Source organism: bacterium, from assembly GCA_035945995.1.
In the GTDB taxonomy this organism is placed as follows: domain Bacteria; phylum Sysuimicrobiota; class Sysuimicrobiia; order Sysuimicrobiales; family Segetimicrobiaceae; genus DASSJF01.
This window is the reverse complement of sequence record DASYZR010000097.1, coordinates 69815-91542: the sequence shown is the minus strand read 5'-3', so window position 1 is coordinate 91542 and position 21728 is coordinate 69815. Positions and strand designations below refer to the sequence as shown.

Annotated in this window: 17 protein-coding genes and 1 pseudogene; 2 read left to right on the top strand and 16 right to left on the bottom strand. The window is 67.6% G+C overall.

Annotation, left to right across the window (positions count from 1 at the left end; all coding sequences use genetic code 11):
- Positions 1 to 5: 5 nt before the first annotated feature.
- The 7 genes from VGZ23_10630 to VGZ23_10600 all read right to left on the bottom strand — a co-directional run bounded on the left by VGZ23_10630 (position 6) and on the right by VGZ23_10600 (position 6913).
- A complete protein-coding gene (locus VGZ23_10630) occupies positions 6 to 389 on the bottom strand; it encodes a nucleotidyltransferase domain-containing protein (GenBank protein ID HEV2358048.1) in 384 nt (127 codons plus the stop codon).
- Positions 337 to 735, bottom strand: a complete 399-nt coding sequence (locus VGZ23_10625; GenBank protein ID HEV2358047.1) for a HEPN domain-containing protein — start codon at positions 733 to 735, stop codon at positions 337 to 339. The genes VGZ23_10630 and VGZ23_10625 overlap by 53 nt, the downstream gene beginning before the upstream one ends.
- Before the next feature lie 181 nt (positions 736 to 916).
- Positions 917 to 1636, bottom strand: a complete 720-nt coding sequence (locus VGZ23_10620; GenBank protein HEV2358046.1) for a sugar transferase — start codon at positions 1634 to 1636, stop codon at positions 917 to 919.
- Positions 1637 to 1649: 13 nt separating this feature from the next.
- Positions 1650 to 2909: a glycosyltransferase family 4 protein gene (locus tag VGZ23_10615; GenBank protein ID HEV2358045.1), complete on the bottom strand. Its 1260-nt coding sequence runs from the start codon at positions 2907 to 2909 to the stop codon at positions 1650 to 1652.
- 1 nt (position 2910) lies between these two features.
- Complete coding sequence (locus VGZ23_10610; protein ID HEV2358044.1) at positions 2911 to 4137, bottom strand: glycosyltransferase family 4 protein; 1227 nt, start codon at positions 4135 to 4137, stop codon at positions 2911 to 2913.
- A complete protein-coding gene (locus VGZ23_10605) occupies positions 4134 to 5693 on the bottom strand; it encodes an oligosaccharide flippase family protein (protein HEV2358043.1) in 1560 nt (519 codons plus the stop codon). The genes VGZ23_10610 and VGZ23_10605 overlap by 4 nt, the downstream gene beginning before the upstream one ends.
- Positions 5690 to 6913 (bottom strand): glycosyltransferase family 4 protein, encoded by a 1224-nt coding sequence (locus tag VGZ23_10600; protein ID HEV2358042.1) that lies wholly within the window; start codon positions 6911 to 6913, stop codon positions 5690 to 5692. The genes VGZ23_10605 and VGZ23_10600 overlap by 4 nt, the downstream gene beginning before the upstream one ends.
- 49 nt (positions 6914 to 6962) lie before the next feature.
- Here VGZ23_10600 and VGZ23_10595 point away from each other — a divergent pair, with 49 nt between their 5' ends.
- Positions 6963 to 8027: a glycosyltransferase gene (locus VGZ23_10595; protein ID HEV2358041.1), complete on the top strand. Its 1065-nt coding sequence runs from the start codon at positions 6963 to 6965 to the stop codon at positions 8025 to 8027.
- Between the two features lie 40 nt (positions 8028 to 8067).
- Here the strand turns inward: VGZ23_10595 and asnB (VGZ23_10590) are convergent, their stop codons facing one another.
- The 3 genes from asnB (VGZ23_10590) to VGZ23_10580 are packed head-to-tail and all read right to left on the bottom strand — an operon-like array spanning position 8068 to position 12196.
- Positions 8068 to 9960 (bottom strand): asparagine synthase (glutamine-hydrolyzing), encoded by a 1893-nt coding sequence (gene asnB, locus VGZ23_10590; protein HEV2358040.1) that lies wholly within the window; start codon positions 9958 to 9960, stop codon positions 8068 to 8070.
- 48 nt (positions 9961 to 10008) lie between these two features.
- Positions 10009 to 11298, bottom strand: a complete 1290-nt coding sequence (locus VGZ23_10585) for a UDP-glucose/GDP-mannose dehydrogenase family protein (protein HEV2358039.1) — start codon at positions 11296 to 11298, stop codon at positions 10009 to 10011.
- A gap of 52 nt (positions 11299 to 11350) precedes the next feature.
- On the bottom strand, positions 11351 to 12196 hold the full coding sequence (locus VGZ23_10580) for an FkbM family methyltransferase (protein HEV2358038.1): 846 nt from the start codon (positions 12194 to 12196) through the stop codon (positions 11351 to 11353).
- 278 nt (positions 12197 to 12474) lie between these two features.
- On the opposite strand from VGZ23_10580, the gene VGZ23_10575 reads away from it, so the two are divergent.
- The gene (locus tag VGZ23_10575; protein HEV2358037.1) at positions 12475 to 13611 is read left to right on the top strand and encodes a DegT/DnrJ/EryC1/StrS family aminotransferase; all 1137 of its coding nucleotides are present in this window, start codon (positions 12475 to 12477) and stop codon (positions 13609 to 13611) included.
- Here the strand turns inward: VGZ23_10575 and VGZ23_10570 are convergent.
- The 6 genes and pseudogenes from VGZ23_10570 to VGZ23_10545 form a co-directional block, all read right to left on the bottom strand.
- The gene (locus tag VGZ23_10570) at positions 13586 to 15388 is read right to left on the bottom strand and encodes a hypothetical protein (GenBank protein HEV2358036.1); all 1803 of its coding nucleotides are present in this window, start codon (positions 15386 to 15388) and stop codon (positions 13586 to 13588) included. The two genes, VGZ23_10575 and VGZ23_10570, sit on opposite strands and share 26 nt — an antisense overlap.
- A gap of 1 nt (position 15389) precedes the next feature.
- The gene (locus VGZ23_10565; protein HEV2358035.1) at positions 15390 to 16727 is read right to left on the bottom strand and encodes a nucleotide sugar dehydrogenase; all 1338 of its coding nucleotides are present in this window, start codon (positions 16725 to 16727) and stop codon (positions 15390 to 15392) included.
- Between the two features lie 270 nt (positions 16728 to 16997).
- Positions 16998 to 17093 (bottom strand): annotated as a pseudogene (locus tag VGZ23_10560) (GDP-mannose 4,6-dehydratase).
- A gap of 82 nt (positions 17094 to 17175) precedes the next feature.
- Positions 17176 to 18381: a glycosyltransferase family 4 protein gene (locus tag VGZ23_10555; protein ID HEV2358034.1), complete on the bottom strand. Its 1206-nt coding sequence runs from the start codon at positions 18379 to 18381 to the stop codon at positions 17176 to 17178.
- A complete protein-coding gene (gene asnB / locus VGZ23_10550; GenBank protein HEV2358033.1) occupies positions 18378 to 20324 on the bottom strand; it encodes an asparagine synthase (glutamine-hydrolyzing) in 1947 nt (648 codons plus the stop codon). The genes VGZ23_10555 and asnB (VGZ23_10550) overlap by 4 nt, the downstream gene beginning before the upstream one ends.
- 31 nt (positions 20325 to 20355) lie before the next feature.
- The gene (locus VGZ23_10545) at positions 20356 to 21708 is read right to left on the bottom strand and encodes an O-antigen ligase family protein (GenBank protein ID HEV2358032.1); all 1353 of its coding nucleotides are present in this window, start codon (positions 21706 to 21708) and stop codon (positions 20356 to 20358) included.
- Between the last annotated feature and the right edge of the window lie 20 nt (positions 21709 to 21728).

Below are 21728 nucleotides of genomic sequence, written 5' to 3'. Positions count from 1 at the left end.
GCCGCTCATGCTTCGGGTGGCGACAACGGGGCGGACGCTCGCTGCGCCAAAACGATCCCCCGCTCCCGTGCCCGACGAGCGAAAGGATTCCGTGCCGCCTCATCGGCCGTGTAGCAGAATACGTCCACCGGCAATCCCAACTGGGCGAAGAATGGCGCGAACTCGAGTGGCCTGTCGATGAAACGCTGGGAGGTTTCCCGCAGGAGCAAGAGCACGTCGGCGTCGCTCCCCGGCACTGCACGCCCTTCTGGCAATGACCCGAACACATAAACGGCCACGACGTCCGGACGGGCGGCGAGCAGAGCTTTGGCGGCGTCCTCAAGCCGCCGGAGCGCTTCAGCCCGGTCCAGCCAGAAGACCTTGACAGAACCGTAGGATAACTTCCGCACAACCGAGGGCACGGTCCGCGTCCTCCGACGTGAAGTAGTCCTTTGGACTGCCGGTATCCCAGCCGTTCGGGTAGCGCGCCGGGATGTAGAATCGATCCAGCAACCGGCCGCAGGCAGTCAGGTCATCGGGAACCGATTGCCGGTCTTTGAGCCCTTCGAGAAGCTGCGCCACCGAGTGACCCCAGGCCTCACCCCCGAACTTGTGGTAGAGGGCCTTGATCGCCGTCTCGGCGGCCTGTTGGCAGATGAAGCAACTCCATTCGTGAAACCCGCCCTGGGCCTGCCAGCGGGCGCTTTCCAGGTCCCGCTTGGCTTGCTCAAACCAGTCCCGGCTTCGCTCCGCCACTGTCGCGTCCCACTTTACGGATGTTCCTGTCGAGAGCGGTCCAGCGCTTCGATGACGTCCGCCGTCCCTCCGACGCGGCGCGCGATGCGATCGCGCAGAGCACGGATCCTCTCGAGAACAGCGAGCTGCTCTTCGACCTGATGCTGCCCTCCGGGCCGGCCGGAGGCGGCGGCTGCCTCGTTCAACCGTTCTTCCGCTGCCATGCGTGCCTCCCCCGCCGCGGCCAGCGGCCCGTGAGGCTGATCGCGATCGACAGCACGATCAGCCGCAGGTCGAGCCATAGGCTCATGCGCCGCACGTACAGCGCGTCGTACTTGAACTTTTTCTGACGGCTGATGTCCCGCGGCGCAAAGACCTGCGCGAGCCCGGTCAACCCCGGGGTCACCGAGACGCGGACGTGGTAATTGGGCACGTCCTCGATGCGGTGATATCGTGAGCGCGGATCGACTTCGATCTCCTGCGGGAGCAGCGCGCGCGGTCCCACGAAGCTCATCTCCCCGCGTAGCACATTAAGCAGCTGGGGGATTTCATCAAGCGCCGTGGCCCGGAGGATGCGGCCGACCCGCGTGATGCGGTTGTCGATCCCGGTCGCCTGCCGGTGGACGTCCAGGTGGACGACGGGATGCATCGTGCGGAACTTGATCACGCCGAATGGCACGCCGCCGCGCCCGACCCGAGTCTGGTGAATGACGATCGGGCCGCGATCGTCGAGCCAGATCGCCAGCGCGACGACGACGCAGACCGGCAGCAGCAGGAGCAGCCCGATGAGCGCGAGCGCGGCCTCGAGCGGCCACTTGAGTCGGTATCCCCGCGTCACAACCGGCGCGTCGTCGGGCGGACCGGCCGGCGTCTCGGCGACCCGCGTGCCCGCGCCTCTCCCGGCCAGGTCGACCGGCGTCACTGGAGTGCTCTCATCATGACTTAGGAGAGTTGGCCGGTTCGGCAGACATTCCTGCCCGGGACGTGCCGAGCCGCTCGAGCAGCGCGGCATACTGCCCGGTCGCGGTGGTCCGGGAAAAGTGCGCCTCGGCGTACCGCCGCCCCGCCTCGCCCATCGCGCGCCGGGCGACCGGATCTCCCGCCAGGCGCCGGATCGCCTCCGCCAGCGCAGACGCGTCTCCCGGCGCGACGCAGAGACCGCCGCCGGACTGTTCGACGATGTCGCGGGCGTCGCCGGCCGGCAGGGCGGCCGCAATCGGCCTGGCCTGGGCCAGGATGCCGGCGATCTTAGAGGGCACGACCGGCGTCGCGACCGCCGACTGAAGTGTGACGAGGCAGCAGTCGGCGGCGGCCACCAACAACGGATAACGGTCGATCGGCTGGAACGGCAGGAAGCGCACGTTGACGAGACCGCGCGCCTTCACCGCGGCCTCGGCCTCGCCGCGGCGGACGCCGTCGCCGGCCAGCAAGAAGACGATGGTGGGAGCGTCCCGCAGGAGGGAGGCGGCCTCCACGATCACCGACATGTCCTGCGCGTATCCCATGACGCCGGCGAAGAGGACCACGACCCGGTCACCCAGCGCGAGATCGGCGCGGTACGGGTTCGGCCCCCCGGCCACCGGCGCCCCGTCGACCCAGTTCGGTACGAGCAGGACCTTGGCCGGAGGAATCCCGCGGCCGATCAGCGCCCGCCGGTTGCCTTGGGAGTGCACCGTCAGGGCCGAGGAGTGCCGGTACGCGCGCTGCTCCAGCCACCGGAGAACCGCCAGTACGATCGGATTCCGGACGAGCCCGAGGTCGATGAGCGCCTGTGGATAGAGATCCTGCACGTTCACGATGAGCGGGACGCGCCACCGCCGCGCGAGGACCTCCGCCGCCAGCGCCAGCGGCAGCGGCGGCGAGTACACGATCACCGCCTCCTGGCGGCCGGCCCGCAGGCCGGCCCACACCATGGAGGCCGCCAGCGTGAAGTGTGTGACGGCCCGCACCGCGCGGGCCACTTTGACGAACGGGAGCACGGGCACGCGAATCACGCGCACGCCGCCGCGCTCTTCCTGAGGCACGGCGCGGGCGGTCGCCGCGTCCATATTGGCGGGCGGGTACGGCGCCAGCACCGTGGCCGCGTGTCCGCGCGCGGCGAGATCTTCAGCGAGCTGCGACATCAAGACGGAGACGCTCCGGATCTCCGGAGGATAGTGCGGCGTGATCAGCAGCACGCGCATGCCGCGGCCCATGTCAGGCGCGTCCGGCCACATCGGCGTCCTGGGGGTCTCTGGCCCGCTGGACAATCCGCGTGTACGCGTCCACGACCCGATCTCCGTACGCTTCCCACGTCCATCGCCGGGCCGTCTCAGCGGCCGCCTCTCCCATCGCGCGGCGCTTCGGTTCATCTTCGTACAATTCCAGCATCGCCCGCGCCAGCGCCTCGGGGTCCCGGGCGGGGACGACCAGCCCTTCCCGTCCGTGCGCGATGAGGTCCGCGGCCCCGGTGTTCGGCGTCACCACGACGGGAAGTCCGCTCGCCATGGCTTCGAGAACCGACAACGCCATGCCCTCTTCCACCGACGGCAAGACGAACACCGACGCACGGCGGTACAGGTCGGCAAGATCCGCGTGCGAGAGCGCGCCGAGACGGCGCGCCGGTACTGGGGTGCCGCGAAGGATCGGCGCAAGATCGGGCGCGACGGCGCCGGCCAGGCACAGTTCGATCTCGGGCCCGCCCCGCGACAGACGGGGGCCGCCGCGCGAACCGATCCCCAACCGCGCCGCCGCCTCGAGCAGGTACGGGGTGCCTTTGCGGAGGCTCAGCCCCGCCGTCACGATCCGAAACGGACCCCCGCCGGGGAGCGGGGGCGGACCCCCGCCGGGGGGCAGGCCGGGTGAGAAGAGACGGCCGTCGACGCCGGAGGGAATCCGCAGCAGCCGGTCGGCGCCGACGCCGCGGTCGAGGAAACTCTCGGCGGCAAACCGGCTCGGGACGGCGATGTACTGCGCCTCCTCGTATTCTCGCAGTTGCCGGTCGACCAGCCGGCGGTCGGCGGGAGGCGCCGGACACTTCCAGCGCCGGTATTCCTCCGCGATGAGTGCCTGCTGGGTGAGGATGTGCGTCGAACCGCGCTCGAGGACGGTGCGGGCGCCGGCCGCGCGCGCGGCCCGCTGCGCGAGCAGCGAGAACTCGGCGAATCCCACCCACACGTCACACCCGTCGGCGTGCCGGGCCGCCCATCGGTCGAACGCGACGGCTTTGAGGTAGGCGCCCGCGCGCCACGGCAGACCCAACATTCGAGGTCCGCGCATCAGGACCTCGGGCCACGGATTGGCGAGGAGACGATCCGGCGGAATCTGCTCGCCGCGCCGTGGACGATGGGTCGTCACCAACCGGTGCAGCAGACCTCGCGCGTGAAGCTGCTCGGCGAGCCGGAACGCATGAAACGTCCCGCCGACGGAGACCGTGACCTTCAAGGGGCGTCGTCGCCGATCGTGAGCACCGGTTTCCCCTGCCCGTCGGCGATCGGCCCGGCCGCCGGCGCGGACACGACGCCGTTCGGCACGGCGGCGAACGCCGCGGGCCGCTCCCCGCGCAACCCCGCGAGCAGCGCCCACAGGTGCTCCTGAAGCTGCGACCGGTCGATCAGGAAGAGACAGACGAGGTAGATCCCGCCCGCCGCGGCGAGGTTGGCCGCGTATCCGGCCCTCCCGACCCACGGCAGCAGGTGGAACGCCCGCAGCACGGCCACGCTGCCGCCGGCCACGAGGGCCGCCACGGCGGGCCGCCAGTACCCGTCCAGATACAGGTTGGTGACCTCCCGGCGCAGGGCCCGATAACCGACGAACAACCCGGCCACCTCGCTCACAAACATGACGGTCCCTGCTCCGTAGGGCCCGGCGATCTTGATGGCCGGCACCAGGAGCGGGAGCGCCACCGCGGCCTGGACGAAGCGCATCCACATCGCGTCCCGCAGCCGTCCGATCCCGGTGAGCAGCACTTTGATGTTCTCGGCGATCGGAAAGACAAAGCCGAATGCGGCCAGCCAGGGGAGGATCGCGGCCGTCTCGGTCCAGCGCACGCCGGCGCCGTAGAGCAGTCCCACGAGCTCGCGCGGGAAGAGCGCGAGCCAGATAAGTGCCGGCAGCATCAGCCGGACGAGCAGGCCGTGGGAGAGACGATACGCGTAGGTCAGCGCCTCCCGCCGCCCCGCAAGACTGGCGTAGACCGGAAACGCCACCTGGACGGCGGCGAACGAGACCACGTAGTGCCCGAACTCGGCAAGAAACCGCCCGCGGTCGTAATACCCCAGCGTCAGCGTGCCGGCCAGGATCCCGAGGAGCGCGGTATCGCCCCGGTACCAGATCGTCTCCAGCGCGCGGGTCACGAACATCTGCCAGCCGAACCGCCAGACCGCGCGGGCCGTCTCGACGTTGTACCCGCCTCGGTACCGCCAGCCGCTCGCGATCCGGACGCCGGCCAGCGTGATCAGCGACAACGCGAGTTCCCGCCCCAACAGGCTCCAGACGCCGGCACCCAGCCGCGCCAGCACGAGCGCAACCACGATCGACACGATCGCCGACGCGAGGCGCACCCGGGAAATCTGATTGTATTGAAACGTCCGCTCGAGCGTGGCCGAGTAGACGTAGGAGATCACGCTAAGATTCCTGACGGCGAACAGCGCGAAGAACAGCGGCAGGAACACGCCGGGGAAATGCCACCGCAGCGCCGCAACCAGGAGCGCGCCGCCGACGATCAGGGCCCAATACAGCCGCAGGCTCAGCACGTAGGCGGTCTCCACGATCCCCGGCGCGTCCTGCATCTGAATGACCGCCTGCGAAAAACTGAACCCCGTGGCGAGCGACAGGATCTCGACCAGCGATCCGGCGAGGGCGAACTGCCCGAAGTCCTTCGGAAAGAGCACCCGGGCGAGCAGCAGATTGAGCCCGAAGTTCAAGAGGAACGACAGGTACCCCGTCGCGCTGAGCCAGACGGCCGCGAGCAGCGCGCGCCGGATCGGGGGCGCCGTCACCAGGCGATCCCAAGACGCGGACCGGCGGTCACGCGATGGAGTGCCATGAGAATGCCGTCGACGTCCGCATCGTACGAGTACGCCGCGACGATCTCCCGGGAGCGCACACCCATGCGTGCGCGCCGGGCGGGATCGGCGAGGAGATGCCGAAGCGCGTCCGCGAGCGCCGGCACGTCCCCCACCGGATAGACGAAGCCGTTTTCACCCGCCCGCACGAGGTCCGGTACTGCGCCCACGGCGTCGCTGGCAATCAGCGGCAACCCAAAACACATCCCTTCGTTCAACACGAGGCCCCAGGGCTCGTGCTCGCTCGGCAGCACGAGGATATCGGCGGCCGCGTAGTACCGCCCGATGTCGCCCTGGTTCACGAATCCGGTGATCGACACCCGGGACAGCCCCCGCTGCGCCGCGGCGGCCTCGAGGCGCTGACGCTCCGCTCCCTCCCCGAGAAACACCATCGCGGAGGGGTGATCACCCGTCACCCGAGCGTAGGCCTCGAGCAGATCGAGCGGGCGTTTACGCGACACCAGCTTGCCGGCGTAGAGCACGACGGGGAGATCGCGGGGCAGGCCGAGCGCCTCCCGCAGCGCGGCCCGGGAAGGTCCCCAGCGATCGGCGTCGGCGCGGAACCGGGCGTTGTCGACGGCGTACGGGACCCAGAAGATCCGGTCGTCGGGAACGCCGTACGCCCGATAGAATTCACGGTTGAGCATCCCGATCGCAAGCGCGCCGCGGATGCGGCGCAGCACGGAGCCGAGCGCGAGCCGTTTCGCGGCCGCCACCCACGGCGCCCGGCGGCCCAGCAGGGTGGATTCTCCCCGCAACAGGATCGGGGTACCGCTCCTCCAGGCGCCCAGAAATCCGAGCCATTCGGTGGCATGCGCATATCCGTGGACGACGACCGCATCGTACCGTTCCCGGGCCAGCACGCCGGCGATCGAGGGATGAATGTAGCCAAAGAGGTGTTCTCCCCCCGGCCACGGCGACCGATTCCGCAGCAGCGTCCAGGGATACCCTTCGAGAAGCGGGATGTCCCACTGGACCGATACACCGAACTCCGGATCGCGGTTCGGACGCGCGCCCTGATCGTTCATATAATAGACGTGCAGGGTGAGCTGCGGATGCGCCGCGAGACGCTGCAGGAGCGGAACTTGATACTGGATGGGATGCGAGACCAGGTACGCCAGCCGAAACTTCGGCGGCGGCCCGGATGACGTCACCGCGCTCGACAGGGCAATTCCCCCAGGCTGCGAAACTTCGTTCGCGTATATGACACGGATATTGCTCGCCGATACGACCCTCTACGCGCCGGTATCCCCATTCTTCGTCGATGCGGCGGGACAACTGGGCTATGAGACGTCCTTCTTCGACGAGGCCCCCTATCTCCGGCCGCTCGAGACGTCCCTGCTGCACAAGGTCGGCTACCGCGTGCTCCACCGCCGGCCGTTGACGTGGTGGCAGTACAATCGGGCATTGCTCGCCGAGGCCCTCCGCGTCCGCCCGGATCTCGTCGTGGCGGTCAAGGGCGCCTATATTATGCCTTCAACGCTCCGGCGGATCAAGAAAGCGACGGGGGCCACGCTCATCAACTATGCGACGGACGACCCGTTCAACAGGGCCAACAGGACGCCCGATCTCGTCGCCGGCATCCCGGCCTACGACCTGTACGCCTGCACGAAGCGGGCGATTATGGAGGACGTCACCAAGGCAGGATGTTCGGCGGTCATTCACACGATGTTCGGCTACAAGCCGTCGGTACATTTTCCGGAGCACCCCGCGACCGCCGACGAGATCCGGCGCTTCGGGAGTGACGTCGCCCTCCTCGGCGGGGCCGACAGGGATCGCCTGCGGGACCTCGAGCCGCTGCTCGGCGCGCCCGGCGTGTCGATCGCGCTGTATGGGGGCTACTGGAACCGGGATCCCCGATACCGCCCCTATGCGCGGGGATTCGCCGTGGGACGAGAGTACCGCCTGGCTCTCGGCGGCGCCAAAATCGGTCTCTGCCTGGTGCGCCGGGCCAACCGGGACGGGCACGCGATGCGCAGCTTTGAGATCCCGGCGTGTGGCGCGTTCATGCTGGCGGAGCGAACCGAGGAGCATCTGGCCGTCTTCCGCGAGGATAAGGAGGCGGCGTTCTTCAGCTCATCCGAGGAGCTGCTCGACAAGATCCGATACTACCTGGCGCACGACGAGATCCGGCGGCGGATCGGCCAGGCCGGTTACGTCCGCGTGACCACCGGCGGACACACCTACCGCGATCGGCTCCGCGAGATCGTCGAGGCAGCGCGGCACCTTACCCGGGCGGCGTCGCCGGCCGCCGGGACCCGTGCGTAGCAATCGTTACGAGCGATCCGCGCGTACGGTGGGTCAGCGGTCACACCGCACCTCCACAGCCCAAAGCCGTGTCGGCCGTGCGGAGCCAGAGAACGAGCACAACGAGCGCCCAAAGACGCGACCAGTGTGCCCGCCCGGCTTCCACCCTTGCCCGCAGAACCGCCGCCGCGTCCGGGCGGAGGATTCCGGCGCCCCCCCGCAGCGCCTCGTCGACGCGCGGCCGCAGCGGCCCTCGGAGCCACTCGCCCATCGGGAACGTGAAGCCGCGCTTCGTCTGCCCGGCTTCCGGGGGCAGCCGGTCGCCGAGGGCACGAAGGAGAAGCCACTTCGGAGGATGACCGTTCGCGCGCAGGCGGTCCGGCAGCGCGGCCGCAAACTCGACGAGCGGGTGATCGAGAAACGGCACCCGGACCTCGAGACTGTGCGCCATGCTCATCGCGTCGGTATCCCGCAGCAGCTGATTGTGCATGTATCCACGCAGCTCCAGCATCCCGGTCGCGGCCACCGGGTCCTCGGGCAGGGACGGCGCGAGCGCGCCCAGGGCCGCCGCGGCGTTCAAGTCGCGCGCGGCATCCCGGCACGGTCCGGGCGCCAGCAGATCCGACACCTCGCCGCGGCTGAAGAGACCGCGCACGGTGAGGTAGGCCGTCTGGATCGTCGCCGCCTCCATCAGACCCTCCCGCAACTTGGCGGACCGCGAAGACGGCAGGGCGGCGAGCGCGGCGGCCAGGACCGGCCGGGCCGGCCCGAACCGCGCGGCGGCCTGCTGCCAAGCGAGCAGCCGGGGCGCCTGCCGGAACGAGGGGTACCCGCAGAACAGTTCGTCGCCGCCGAGTCCGGACAGCGCCACGATCGTCCCGGACTCCCGGGTGACGCGAGACACGTAGTAGGTGTTGAGGCCGTCGATCGTCGGCTGGTCCATCGCGGCGATCACCCGATCCAGGTCCGCCGCCACATCCGCGCCCCGGACCTCGGACGCGGTGTGATCGGTGCCGTAGCGCGCGGCGAGGCGCGCGGCGCCGGGCCCTTCGTCCAGCTTCCATTCCGGAAAGGCAATCGAGAACGTGCGGATCCGCGTGTGGCCCGCCTCCCGCATCATCGCGACGATTGCGCCGGAATCGACGCCCCCGCTCAGAAAGACGCCGAGCGGCACGTCGCTGATCAGGTGCCGGGCGACGGCGTCACCCAGCCGCGCGCGCAGCTCCGCGGTCGTGGCGTCGGTCTCTTTCTGCGCCGTCTCCGGCGCCGGGATTTCCCAATAGCGGCGCTGCGTGCCGCGCCCCGCTCCGTTGACGACGAGCACCGTCGCGGGCGGCAGTTCCTGCACGCCTTCAAAGACCGTCATCGGGCCGGGGACGGAGCCGAGGCGCAAGAACGCCGCGAGCGCCGCCGGATTGACACGCGTCGTCAACGCACCATAAGCCCTGAGGGCCCGCAGTTCCGATGCGAAGAGCCACCGGCCGCCGGCCTCGGCGTAGTAGAGCGGCTTGATGCCGAATCGATCCCGCGCCAGTACCAGCTCCTGAGACCGGCCATCCCAGATCGCCAGCGCAAACATCCCCCGCAGACGGCGGCACATCTCGACGCCTTCACGCAGGTACAACGCGAGGATGGCTTCGGTATCAGAGTGCCCGCGGAACGAATACCCCGAGGCGAGGAGTTCCCGGCGAAGGTCCGGGAAATTGTAGATTTCGCCGTTGTAGGTGAGGACAACGGCGCCGCTCGCATCCGCCATGGGCTGATGCCCGGCGGGCGAAAGATCGATGATCGCGAGGCGGCGGTTGCCGAGGCCGACCCGGCCGGCCTCGTCGACCCACACCCCTTCGTCGTCAGGGCCGCGGTGCGTGAGCGCCGCGGTCATGCGCGCAGTGAGCGTCCGGAGCACATCGGCCTCGCCCGGAGTTGCGCTCCAGACCCCGCATATCCCGCACATCTTACGTTGGCCCCGGCGGCACGGTCGTCCCCGCGGCGCGGACCGCCCTCAGCGGCCCATGCCCGCGTAATGGAAACCGAGCGCGCGGACCGCCTCCGGATCAAGGATATTGCGTCCGTCAATCAGCACCGGACGGCGCATGAGATCCCGTAACCGGGCAAGGTCCAGCGCGCGAAACTCATCCCATTCAGTGAGCACGACGACCGCGTCGCTGTCTCTCGCCGCCTCATACGGGTCGGGACAGTACGTAATGTCCGGCAAGATCCTGCGGGCGTTCGCTTCCGCGGCCGGATCGTAGGCACGAACAACGGCGCCTTCCTTGAGAAGCGCCTCAACGATCGCGACGGCCGGGGCGTCGCGAACGTCGTCCGTGTTCGCTTTGTAGGCCAGTCCCAGGACGCCGATCGTCCGGTTGCGCAGGACCCACAGCGCGTCCCGAAGATGGCGCAGCAGTGCCTCCCGCTGGCCTTCGTTGACGCGCGCGACCTCGTCCAGCAGGCGGAAGTCGTAGCCGACCTCTCTCGCAATCTGGATGAATGCCGCCACGTCCTTGGGGAAGCAGGACCCCCCGTACCCGACGCCCGCGTCGAGAAATGCCCGCCCGATCCGGCGATCGTAGCCCATCCCGTCGGCGACCTGCCGGACGTCGGCGCCGACGCGCTCGCAGATGTTGGCAATGGCGTTGATGTAGGAAATCTTGAGCGCGAGAAACGCGTTGCTCGCGTGCTTGATCATCTCCGCCGTCGTCAGATCGGTGACCAGCATCGGAGCATCCAGGGGCGCGTAGACTTCCCGCAGCAGCCGCTCGCTGCGCTCGTTCGTCACCCCGAGGACGACGCGGTCCGGGTGCATGAAATCGTGGACCGCCGATCCCTCGCGGAGAAATTCGGGGTTGCACGCCACGTCAAACGGCACCGCGCCCTTCGTCAGCAACTGGATCTGGTCTCGGATCCGCTCGCCGGTCCTGATCGGAACCGTGCTCTTTTCCACGATCAGCCGGTACTCGGACAATGCGCCGGCGATCGCTTCGGCCACGGTCGAAACCTCGATCAGGTCGGCCGTGCCGTCCTGCCGGGAGGGCGTTCCCACGGTGATAAAAATGACCTCCGCATCCTCGACCGCCTCGGCAATGTCGGTGGTGAAACGCAACCGCCCCGACCGCCGCCCCCGGCGCACCAAATCCTCGAGGCCGGACTCGAAGAAGGGCACGCGATCCTGCCCGAGATGCGCGATCCGCGCCGCATCACGATCGACGCCGATCACCCCGTGCCCGAGATCGGCGAGACAGGCGGCGGTCACCAGGCCGACGTAGCCCGTGCCCACAACACCGAGGTTCATACGCACTCCCACCGTACGCGCCGGACCCGTTCACCCGCGCGTGTCCGGAGCGTCACCGAACGAACAGATAGTTGAAGATGTACCTGCTCGCCTCATCGGCCGTACGGGCCTGCGTCTTCCGCTGCAGCCGCAACCCGCACGTCGCGAGGACCTCCGTCGCCGCCTGCACGTGGGCCGGCGAGGACTCGTCGAGTTCGACAGAGATCGATTGCATGCGCTGAGCGGAAAGCGTCTCCAACCCGCCCCTGAGGATGTCGCTCTCGCCGCCGTCGACGTCGATCTTCACGCGCGTGGGACGGGGCGGACAGAATTTCTTCGCGAATTCGTCGATGGAAAACCCGACGCCTCCCTGGTGGAACACCACCTTGCGAACCGTATCATCGGGGGAGCGAATGGTCCCCTCGACGTCCCCGAACGCATAGAGCGCGCCTCCCAGATCGGTGTCGGGCATGTTGAACGTCCCGAGCGATGTCTGCCGGCTCAGGGCGAGGCAGTACGCGGTCACCAGGCCGTCGAGGCGATTCAGGTAGATGTTCTTATTCAACAGCCAGTAGTTGCCCGCGGACGGCTCGAATGCGAGCACACGGGCCCGCGCCCGTTTCGCCGCATACAGAGAGTAGACTCCGAGGTTCGCGCCGATGTCCCACAACACGTCTTCGGGACCGAAGCCGTCGATCCACTCGATGGTGTCGGGCTCCTTGGAGAGCAGGGTCTCCGCACGCCAGAGCGCGGTGGCGCTCGGGCAGAAGAAGCGAATGGTCGCACTCGACGCCCCGTCGAGCGCGACCTCGACGACCGGCACCATGTCCTCCGAGAGTTCGATCTGGAGTCGCGTCCGGTGACGGCCGGCGGGGGCCAGGACGGCGCCCTGCAGCGATCGGACGACGTACTTGAACACGTCCGCGACTCCCCTTTTGATTCTGTAACCTGCGCCCCCGTCCATCAACCCCGCTCCACCTGTCCGGCAGCACCCCCCAATCCAACCAGGGTAAGTTCGGGTGCCGGCCGGACGGACCTGCTAGCCGGGCGGCCGCCGAACGCGCCCGCGCACCACCGGCGAGGAGAACCCGGATGATGACGCGAACCCAAAGGCTCCGAACGTCCCTCTCCGCCGCGCGCGTCGCGGCGAGGCAGGGGGCGGGCAACCGGCGTCTTCGTCAAGAGGAGAACAACCTCGTGATCAAGGTCTCAAAGGGAACGTTGGGCGCGGAAGAGTTGGAGCGTGTAGAGCAGGCGATGGCCTACGGCTATTTCGGAATGTCATCGCTCGTCGCCGAGTTCGAGCAGGCGTTGCGCGCATATCTCGGCGCCGAACACGTGCTGGCCGTGAACTCCGGCACGTCCGCTCTCCACCTGGCGCTCGCATCGCTGGGGCTGGGGCCTGGCGATGAGGTCATCCTCCCTTCCTTGACGTTCGTCGGCGCCTTCCAGGCGATTTCGGCCACGGGGGCGACGCCCATCCCCTGCGACGTGCATTCCCATACCCTCCTCATCGATCTCGCAGACGTCGAACGGCGAATCACGTCGCGCACACGGGTCATCATGCCGGTGCATTACGCGGGCAACCCCTGCGACCTCGACGGGCTCCACGACCTGGGACGACGAAAGGGCATCCGCGTCGTGGAGGACGCGGCCCACGCGTTTGGATCGCTGTACAAAGGCAAGAAAATCGGGGGCTTCGGCGACGTCGCGTGCTTCAGCTTCGATTCGATCAAGAACATCACGTGTGGTGAGGGGGGCGCCATCGTCTGCCGGGAGGACGTGCTGGCCAAGACCATCCGCACAAAGCGGGCCGTAGGCATCGACCGCGACGTGCCGGGGCTCGCCGCGAAGCGCGGCTGGGCGTACGAAGTCCACACCCAGGGGTACCGGTATCATATGAGCACGATCAACGCGGCGATCGGCCTCGCGCAGCTTCGAAAGCTCGATACGTTCGCCGCCCGGCGCCGCCAGATCTGCGAGCGGTACGACGCCGCGTTCTCGGATCTGTCCGGCCTGACCACCCTGCCCATCGATTACCGGACCGTGACGCCGCACATCTACGTCGTTCGCGTCGAAGACGGGCGCCGCGACGATCTCCTCGCCTATCTGAGGGACCGGGAGATCGAGGGCGGCATCAACTACATCCCCAATCATCTCCAGCCGTTCTACCGTACCGACGGGGTGGCGCTCCCCAACACGGAACGCGCGTTTCGGGAGATCCTGACGCTGCCGCTGCACTGCGGCCTGTCGGACGACGACGTGTCCCGGGTTATTGATGCGGTGACGGCGTTCGTCCGCGGCGCCGCTACTGTCCCTCGAGCAGATGCGTGAATGACAGACGCGCGACGCGACACGGCACGCCAGCCTCGCTGCAGATGAGGGACACGCGTTCGGCCTCAAGGCCGGCCGCGGACGGCACGGCGAACAGCACTTCCTCGACACGGTACGCGTTGACCAGCGATGGAATCGCGTGACGATCGCCCAGCACGGGGAGCCCCCGGATGACCCGGCCCTGCTTGACCGGATCATCATCGACAAACCCCACCGGCTGGTAGGTGCGCGCCGGATTATCCCGAAGTTCTTCGAGCACCTGCACGCCGCCTTGCCCGGCACCGAAGATGAGCACGCGCCGCCCGCCGCGCCGCTGCATCGCAAAGTGCTCTTTCAACAGGCGGATCGAAACGCGCATGCTCGCAAGCAACCCGAACGCGACGATCCAATCGATGACAAACACGGCGCGAGAGTATCCCACCAGGCCGGTCCAGACGAAAAGCCCGGCGACCGCGGCGGCAGATCCCATGGCGGACGCCTTCGCCAGCGACCAGAGATCCAGCAGACCTACGTAGCGCCAGTCTCCACGATACACGCCCGCGATGTAAAGACAGCCCACCTTCGCACCAATCACAAGGGGAAGCGAAAACCCCATCCGCTGCACAAACACGGCGGGAATCGCGCCTTCAAACCGGAGCAGGTACGCACTGAGATAGGCGACGCAGATCAGAATCAAGTCGAGCAAGATTTCGAAGACTCGACGCTTATAGATCATCTGGGCGAGGGCCACCCGCGTGATCCCGTTAGGCGCCTCGCCGTCGTGGTAGACGCGCACCTGTGTGACCACCACGCCTAGTGCGACAAAGCCGCACGCCAATAGCCCGGCGAGAGCCAGGCCGGTCCAGAGTCCCAGCTGCGACGTGACGAACGCCGCCGCGGTGGACATCAGGCTCAGCCCGTAGAGATACAGGACGGCCTGACGCTCGGAGAGCCCCAAGACGACGAGCCGGTGCGACGGATGGTCGCGTCCACCTTGAAACAGACGACGGCCGCCGAGGAATCGAGTAACCGTGACGATCGCGGTGTCGAAAATCGGAATGCTCAAGATCATGACCGGGACAATGAAGCCGAGGAACGTGTGCGTGACAAGACGCGGCCTGCCCGCCAGCGCGAGCGCGGCGAGTGTGAAACCAAGGAAGCCGCTTCCCGAGTCGCCCATGAAGATTCGGGCCGGACTGAAGTTGAAGAACAGGAAACCGACGCAGGCGCCGGCGACCGAGGCCGCCGCGGCGCTGCCGGCCGCGTCGGACTGGGCCAGGGCCAGCACGACCATCGCGCCGGCGGCAATCGCCGCGACGCCCGACGCGAGACCGTCCATGTTGTCCAGCCAGTTCACCGCGTTCGTCATCCCGAGCATCCAGAGCATCGCCAGCAGAACGCCGATCGGGGCCGGGAATACCGCGAACGAGAGCCCCCAGAAGAGCGGAACCGTTGCGCCGATGATGAGCAGCGTCAGCTTGAGCTGGTTTGGCAAATCGACGAGGTCATCGACGAGGCCGACGGCAAACACGAACGCGGCGCCGGCGACGAGTCCCCAGAACTGGTGACTCAACGGCCGCGGCAAGAAGACAGTCATGCTCACGGCGATCGCCGCAACGATCGCGGGGCCGCCCGGCCGTGGGACCGGACTCCGGTGCCATCGATCGGCACGGGGCACGTCCACCCAGCCGATACCGGTCAGCCACCGCCGCAGGCCGACGGTGAACAGCACCGCGAGCCCCACGGCGAGGGCGAAGGCCGCGATGGTGTGAGCCACCAGGCTCGGCAGGCCGAGCATCTCAGAGCTTGAGAACGTTCGCCGCCGGCGCCCCGACGGACTTGGTCGCATTCCGGGTATCGAATACGAGCGATGCGTGCTTCACCACCCACCCGTAATCGATGCCGGGATGATCGGTAAGAATCAACACGCAGTCCGCGCGCCCGATCTCCTCCGCCGTGAGCGGCACGGACGCATAGTCTTGACCGTGAATGCGGATCCGGGCGACATACGGATCGTGATAGGCAATCGACGCACCCCGCCGGCCCAGCCGCTCCAGGACCTTTACCGCCGGCGACTTCCGGACGTCCCCTATGCCGGCCTTGTATGCTACGCCCAACCCGAGAATGCCGGCGGACGAGATGCTCTTCCGCGCATGCACGTTGATCGCTTCCGTGACACGATCGGCGACGTAGTACGGCATGTTTTCGTTGATCTCGGCGGCCAGAACGATGAACCGCGTATTGAAATCGTATTCCTTTGCCTTGGACGAGAGGTAGTATGGATCGACGGGAATGCAGTGGCCGCCGACCCCGGGGCCGGGATAGAAGGGCATGAACCCGAACGGCTTGGTCGCCGCCGCGCCGATCACCTCCCAGACGTCCACGCCCATCCGATCGCAGAGCAGCGTCAGTTCGTTCACCAGCGCGATGTTCACGCTCCGGAACACGTTCTCGAGAAGCTTGGTCAGCTCCGCCACCCGTGCCGACGAGACACGATAGACGCGGGTGACGACTTGCTCAAACAGCAGTTGCGCGGCCGCGGCGCATGCCGGAGTGATCCCGCCCACGACCTTCGGGATATCTCGCGTGGAGAATCGTGTGTTGCCGGGGTCGACGCGCTCGGGGGAAAAGGCGAGAAAGTAATCTTCGCCGACGCGCAGCCCGGAGGCGGCAAGCAGCGGCAGCGCCACCTCCTCGGTCGTTCCGGGGTACGTCGTGCTCTGCAGCACCACCAGTTCCCCGGGATGCAGGCGGTTCGCCACCTCGCCGAGCGCGGCCACCACGAACCGCAGATCCGGCTCCTTTGCCGCCGTGAACGGCGTCTGGACGCAGATGACGACGGCGTCGGCCTCGGCCAGCATCGGAAATTCGACGGTCGCACGCAGACTGCCGCGCTTGACCAAGTCCTGGAGCACCGCGCTCGAGACGTCCGGGATGTACGAGCGTCCGGCGCCGATCTCGGCGACACGATGGTCGTCCACGTCGATGCCCACCACGCGCATTCCGGCCCGCGCAAACTCTACGGCCAACGGAAGGCCGACATATCCGAGGCCGACGATCCCGATGAGGGCCTCCCGCGTCCGGATGCGCGACTCGAGCGTCTCCCGCGCCTGGGTGCTGATCTCCTCAACGGCCATCGGCGCCCGCCTCCCGCCGCACCTCGCCGTGTGCGATCATTGCCGCCAAGATTTCGTCGAGCGTCTTCGTGGGCCGGTACCCGATCGTCTTCCGCAATTTCGTGATGTCCGGGACGCGGTACCGGATGTCTTCGAATCCTGGGCTTTGAAGAAGCAGCCGACGACAACCGGGAGACCCTTCTCCGCATGGTACGCGCGGGCCAGGTACCCATCAAGGGCCTTCGAGCTTGCGTACACTTCCGAAGTCGAGGCGATGACGACCTTGCACCCATGCTGGAGTGCAATGACATTGAACCCGCGCTCAATGAGTGTTTCAGCCAGGTGCGACCCGATAAATCCGGCGCCCCCTGTGATCAGAGCCCGCAACCGGTCCCTCCCCCTTGCGAATGGCAACACCCTACCCGGCCCGTCTGTCCCGTAGGGCCAAACGGGTCTGGCATGGGTGGTGCTATTCCGTAGACGTAACCAACGCACCTTCTTTGCGCGCAAGAAGTCGCGCGTAAAGACCCTCCACGTCCGATAGAAGGCGCTCCACCGGGAATCGTGCCTGCGCGACGGCGCGGGCGGCGTTCCCAACCCGCCCGGCCGTGTCCGGATCCCGGAGTATACGAAGGATCGCGGCGGCGAGGGAGCCGGCATCACCCGGCGGCACCAAGAAGCCGGTCGTCCCGTCGGCAATGAGATCCGGCAACCCGCCCACGCGCGTCGCGACAACCGGGCGCCCGGCGGCCATGGCCTCGATCGCCGAAACCGGCGTCCCTTCGTTGGTTGAGGACACCGCGAGCACGTCCGTGTCTGCGTAGATCTGAGGGAGGTCACGGCGCCATCCCGTGAAGCTGACACGGCACGCGATGCCGAGAGTCCGCGCGTATTCCTCCGTCGCCGCGCGGAGCGCGCCGTCGCCGACAACCGCGAAGTGCACCTCCGGGTCGGCGGCGGCGATGAGGGCGGCGGCCTGCAGGAAGAGCCGGTGGTTCTTGATCGGGAAGATTCGGCCGACGATCGTGACCAGCCGGGCCCGCTCCGGGAGGCCCAGTTCCCGCCGGAACGCTCCCCGGTAGGCGGCGCACTCGGCAAACGGCCGGAGGTCGAACCCCAGGGGGATCACGGCGATTTTCCGGGGCGGAGCGATCCCGTAGTCGACCAGATCTTGCTTCACCCGCTCGCTCACCGCGACGATCTGATCCGTCATGAGCGCGAGCGCCTGCTCCATCCGGCGCAACAGCCCCGACGTCATCGGTCCGTAGTAGCCCTGCAGGATGTGGCCGTGATATGTATGCACGACGACGGGCACGCCGGCCAGGCGCGCCGCGATCCGGCCGAGGAACCCGGCCTTCGCGGTATGGGTGTGGACGATCTGCGGCCGCCGGGCGCGTATGACGCGATAGAGAGACGCGAGCGCTCTGAGATCCCGCGGCCGCAGGCTGGCGTCACCCACCATCTCGGGGATGATCACCGGACGCACGCCGCGCGCGAGGGCGAAGTCCAGCATGGAACCCTCTCCCGCATTCTCGCTACCGGATACCAGCACGGACTCGAAGCGCCGAGGGTCGAGGCCCGCGGTGAGATTCACCACATGAATGGCCGGACCCCCGACGTTCAGGCGGGCGATGACGCGAACGATAACGGCGCGGCGCCGGACGGGTCCGTTCACGAGCCGGCGCCGGGGGAGCCGGCCCCCAAATAGGGGGCCGTCCGCGGCCGGGCGCTCTCATCGATGAACATCTGGTGCCATACTTCCAGCGTGAGCAGCGTCCAGAGGCGGTGGCCGTGATCTCTCCGACCCGTCTCGTGCTCTTCGACCACCCGCCGAAGAACATCGGGGCGGAAGTATCCTCTCTCGGCGGCACGCCGGCTGAGGACGGTGTCGCGAACGAGCGGTCTCAGGTCGTCCCGGAACCACCGGCCGATTGGAACGCCGAAGCCGTGCTTCTTCCGATGGACGATCTCTCGCGGCACGATCCCCTTCACGGACCGCTTCAGGATGTATTTCATGGTCAGTCCTCTGAGCTTCAGATTCGATGGGATGCGTGCGGCGAACTCGATCAACTCCGTATCGAGGAACGGGGACCGCACCTCCAGGGAATTGGCCATGCTCATCCGGTCGGCCTTAACCAGCAGGTCACCCGGCAGATACGTCTTGGTATTCAGGTAGAGGAGCCGTCCGATCGGATCGGCCTGCCGGACCCGCGCGACGAACGCCTGGAAGTGCTCCAGGGCGTCGGTCTGGGGAGCGTCGAGCATCACCTCTCGAATGAACGGACGTTGAAACACCCCCGCCCATCCTAGGTACCCCTCTACGAGAGGCAGCGGCGCACTCTCGACAAACCGGCGGACGCGGCGCACCACGCCGTCATACCTGGTCGAGTCGGGCAGCGCGCCAAGTAGCGCCGCGATCGCGGCGTGCAGAATATGAGGCGCGCGGCGGTAGGCTTCGGCAACGCGGGCGGCGGCGAAGCGCGTGTACCCGGCAAACAGCTCGTCCCCCCCGTCGCCGGCGAGCGCCACCGTGACGTGCGCGCGCGTTTGCTTGGACACCAGATACATCGGAATCGCCGACGAGTCCCCGAACGGCTGGCCGTAGTGCCGGACGAGCTCAGGGAGGAGACCGGCGGCATCGGGACGCACGACAAATTCATGATGATCGGTGCCGTAGGCGCGCGCCGCCAGGCGCGCGTACGCGAGCTCGTCGAACGAAGGATCATCGGCGAACCCGATGGCGAATGTCTTGACGGGCTGATCCATGAACCGCGCCATGAGCGCAACGATCGCGGTGGAGTCGATTCCCCCGCTGAGAAATGCCCCGAGGGGCACCTCGCTGATGAGCCGGATTCGCACGGCCTTTTCGAGAAGGTGTCGCACCCGCTCGGCGATGTCGCGCACGGACGAATGTTCGACGGCGTCCGCCGCGTAGGTGACATCCCAGTACTCCGCCACCGAAACCTCGCCGTTCGCCACGGTGAGCGTGTGGCCTGGGGGAAGTTCATGGATGTCCTCAAACATCGTGTGCGGCGCCGGCACATATCCGCAGGCCAGATACAGGGGCAGCATCCGGCGATTCACCCGGCGCGGGACCGCAGGGTGGAGCAGCAGGGCGCTGATCTCGGATGCGAAGACGAGCTGCCGGGCGTCCCGGTAGTAGTAGAGCGGCTTTTCGCCCACGCGATCGCGGGCCAGGAACAGCCGGCCGGGCGATGAGGACGACCGTCCATCATGGATCGCAAATGCAAACATGCCGCGCAGCCGCCGCACACAGTCCGCGCCCCATTCCTCGTACGCATGCAGGACGGCTTCGGTGTCGGAGCGCGTGCGGAAGCGGTGTCCGCGGCCTTCGAGTTCCCGGCGGAGGTCCATGAAATTATAGGTTTCGCCGTTGTAGACGATCCAGCACGTGCCGTCCTCGTTGGGCATCGGCTGCTGTCCGGTCCCGAGGTCGATGATCCGAAGGCGGCGCATCGCCAGCGACACGCCGTCGGCCTCCCACGCGCCGCGCTCGTCGGGCCCCCGGTGGGTCAGTGACTCCAACATCCCGTCCACCGGCATGGCGACCGATGCGGCGCCGGGCGCCAGGCGGATCTGTCCGCAGATCCCGCACATTATCCCTGCCGCCTACGCATCGTCACGCCGATCATGCCGCATGCGGGCTGGGCTCCAATGTCCTTCCGGCGCCGCGTTCCCCCGGCCGCGCGCGAAGGGAGTTCGCCACCGCCAGCAGCACAAAGAAAATGAAGGTGGAGTCCAGCCGCGGCGCGCCCAGGATCGCGATGCCGTAGCTCAGGATCGACAGGAACAAGCCCATAACCGTTGCCCGGCGCCGCGGATCTGGATCACTGCGGTAGCGTCGCCACAGCGCGCGCAGAGAGAGCCCCACCAAGAGGACAAACGCCGCTCCGGCAGCCACGCCGCTCTCCATGGCGACCACGAGGTAGACCGGCAGATCGTTCAGCGGGGAGAAGCCGGAGCCGACAAACATCCATCGGGTCACGGAGCCGGTCCCATATCCCAATGCCGGGCGCCGGATGAGCGCCTCCAGCGCGGCGGTGATGGCCTCCAGGCGCGGGCCCACGCCGTTGTGCCGGTAGGTCTGATTTTGATAGAAGTTTGTGACAAAGTCGGCGTACACGTACCGCCGCGGGATGAGCGTCACTCCGAGCGTCAGGATGGTGACAATGAGCAGTGCCGCCACAAGCAAGGACTTGCCCAATTGTCGCGGCATGATGACGGCCGGCACGATCGCGGTCACCAACACGGCGACGATGGCGGCCCGAACCTGCGTAACAAACAGGCCCAGCACCATCATGACGACGATGACCGCGCCGAGGATCTTCGGTATCCGCACGTCCGGGGAGAAAAGCCGGGAACTGACGAGGAAGAACGTCGCGGCGAAGAAATATCCAAGGAGGGTGTTGACCGCAAAGGGTCCCGAACTGGCGAGCAGACCGATGTGCCGGTACTGCGGGCCGAGCGTGGCGTTTGGGTCCGCCTCCCACGCGGTGCGGGCGTTCGCGTAGACATCCGTCTGAGTGAGAAATTCGTAACACGACAGCGCGGCGAGTGCCACGGCCAGGACGACCACCACGTCGAGGACCCTTCGGCCGTCATCGTACGACCGCAACTCCGTCGACACCACAACAAAGATCGCGTAATAGTAGGCGACGTAGCCGACCCACGTGATCAACGCGCCCGCCTCGCCGGTCGCGACGGCTGAGAGGAACTGCGTCGCCACCAGCACGGCGAGGGACACCGTGACCCCGTTCCACGCCCAGCGGATTCGCCCCGTGATCCCGCGTCGGAGAAACCACCATGCGATCAGGATCAGCACCAGCATCCGCGGCACGTCGAGGATGGGAAGACCCGACCCCAGATAGAACCCCGCGCCCTGCGGCGCGAACGGGATGGCGAAGATGCAGAAGAGGAGAAACCGTGGCATCGGTCTCGCGCGCGCGGCGGGATGCGGCCGCGCGGTATCGCGTGCCGGCACGGCGGACATCATGCCGCCGA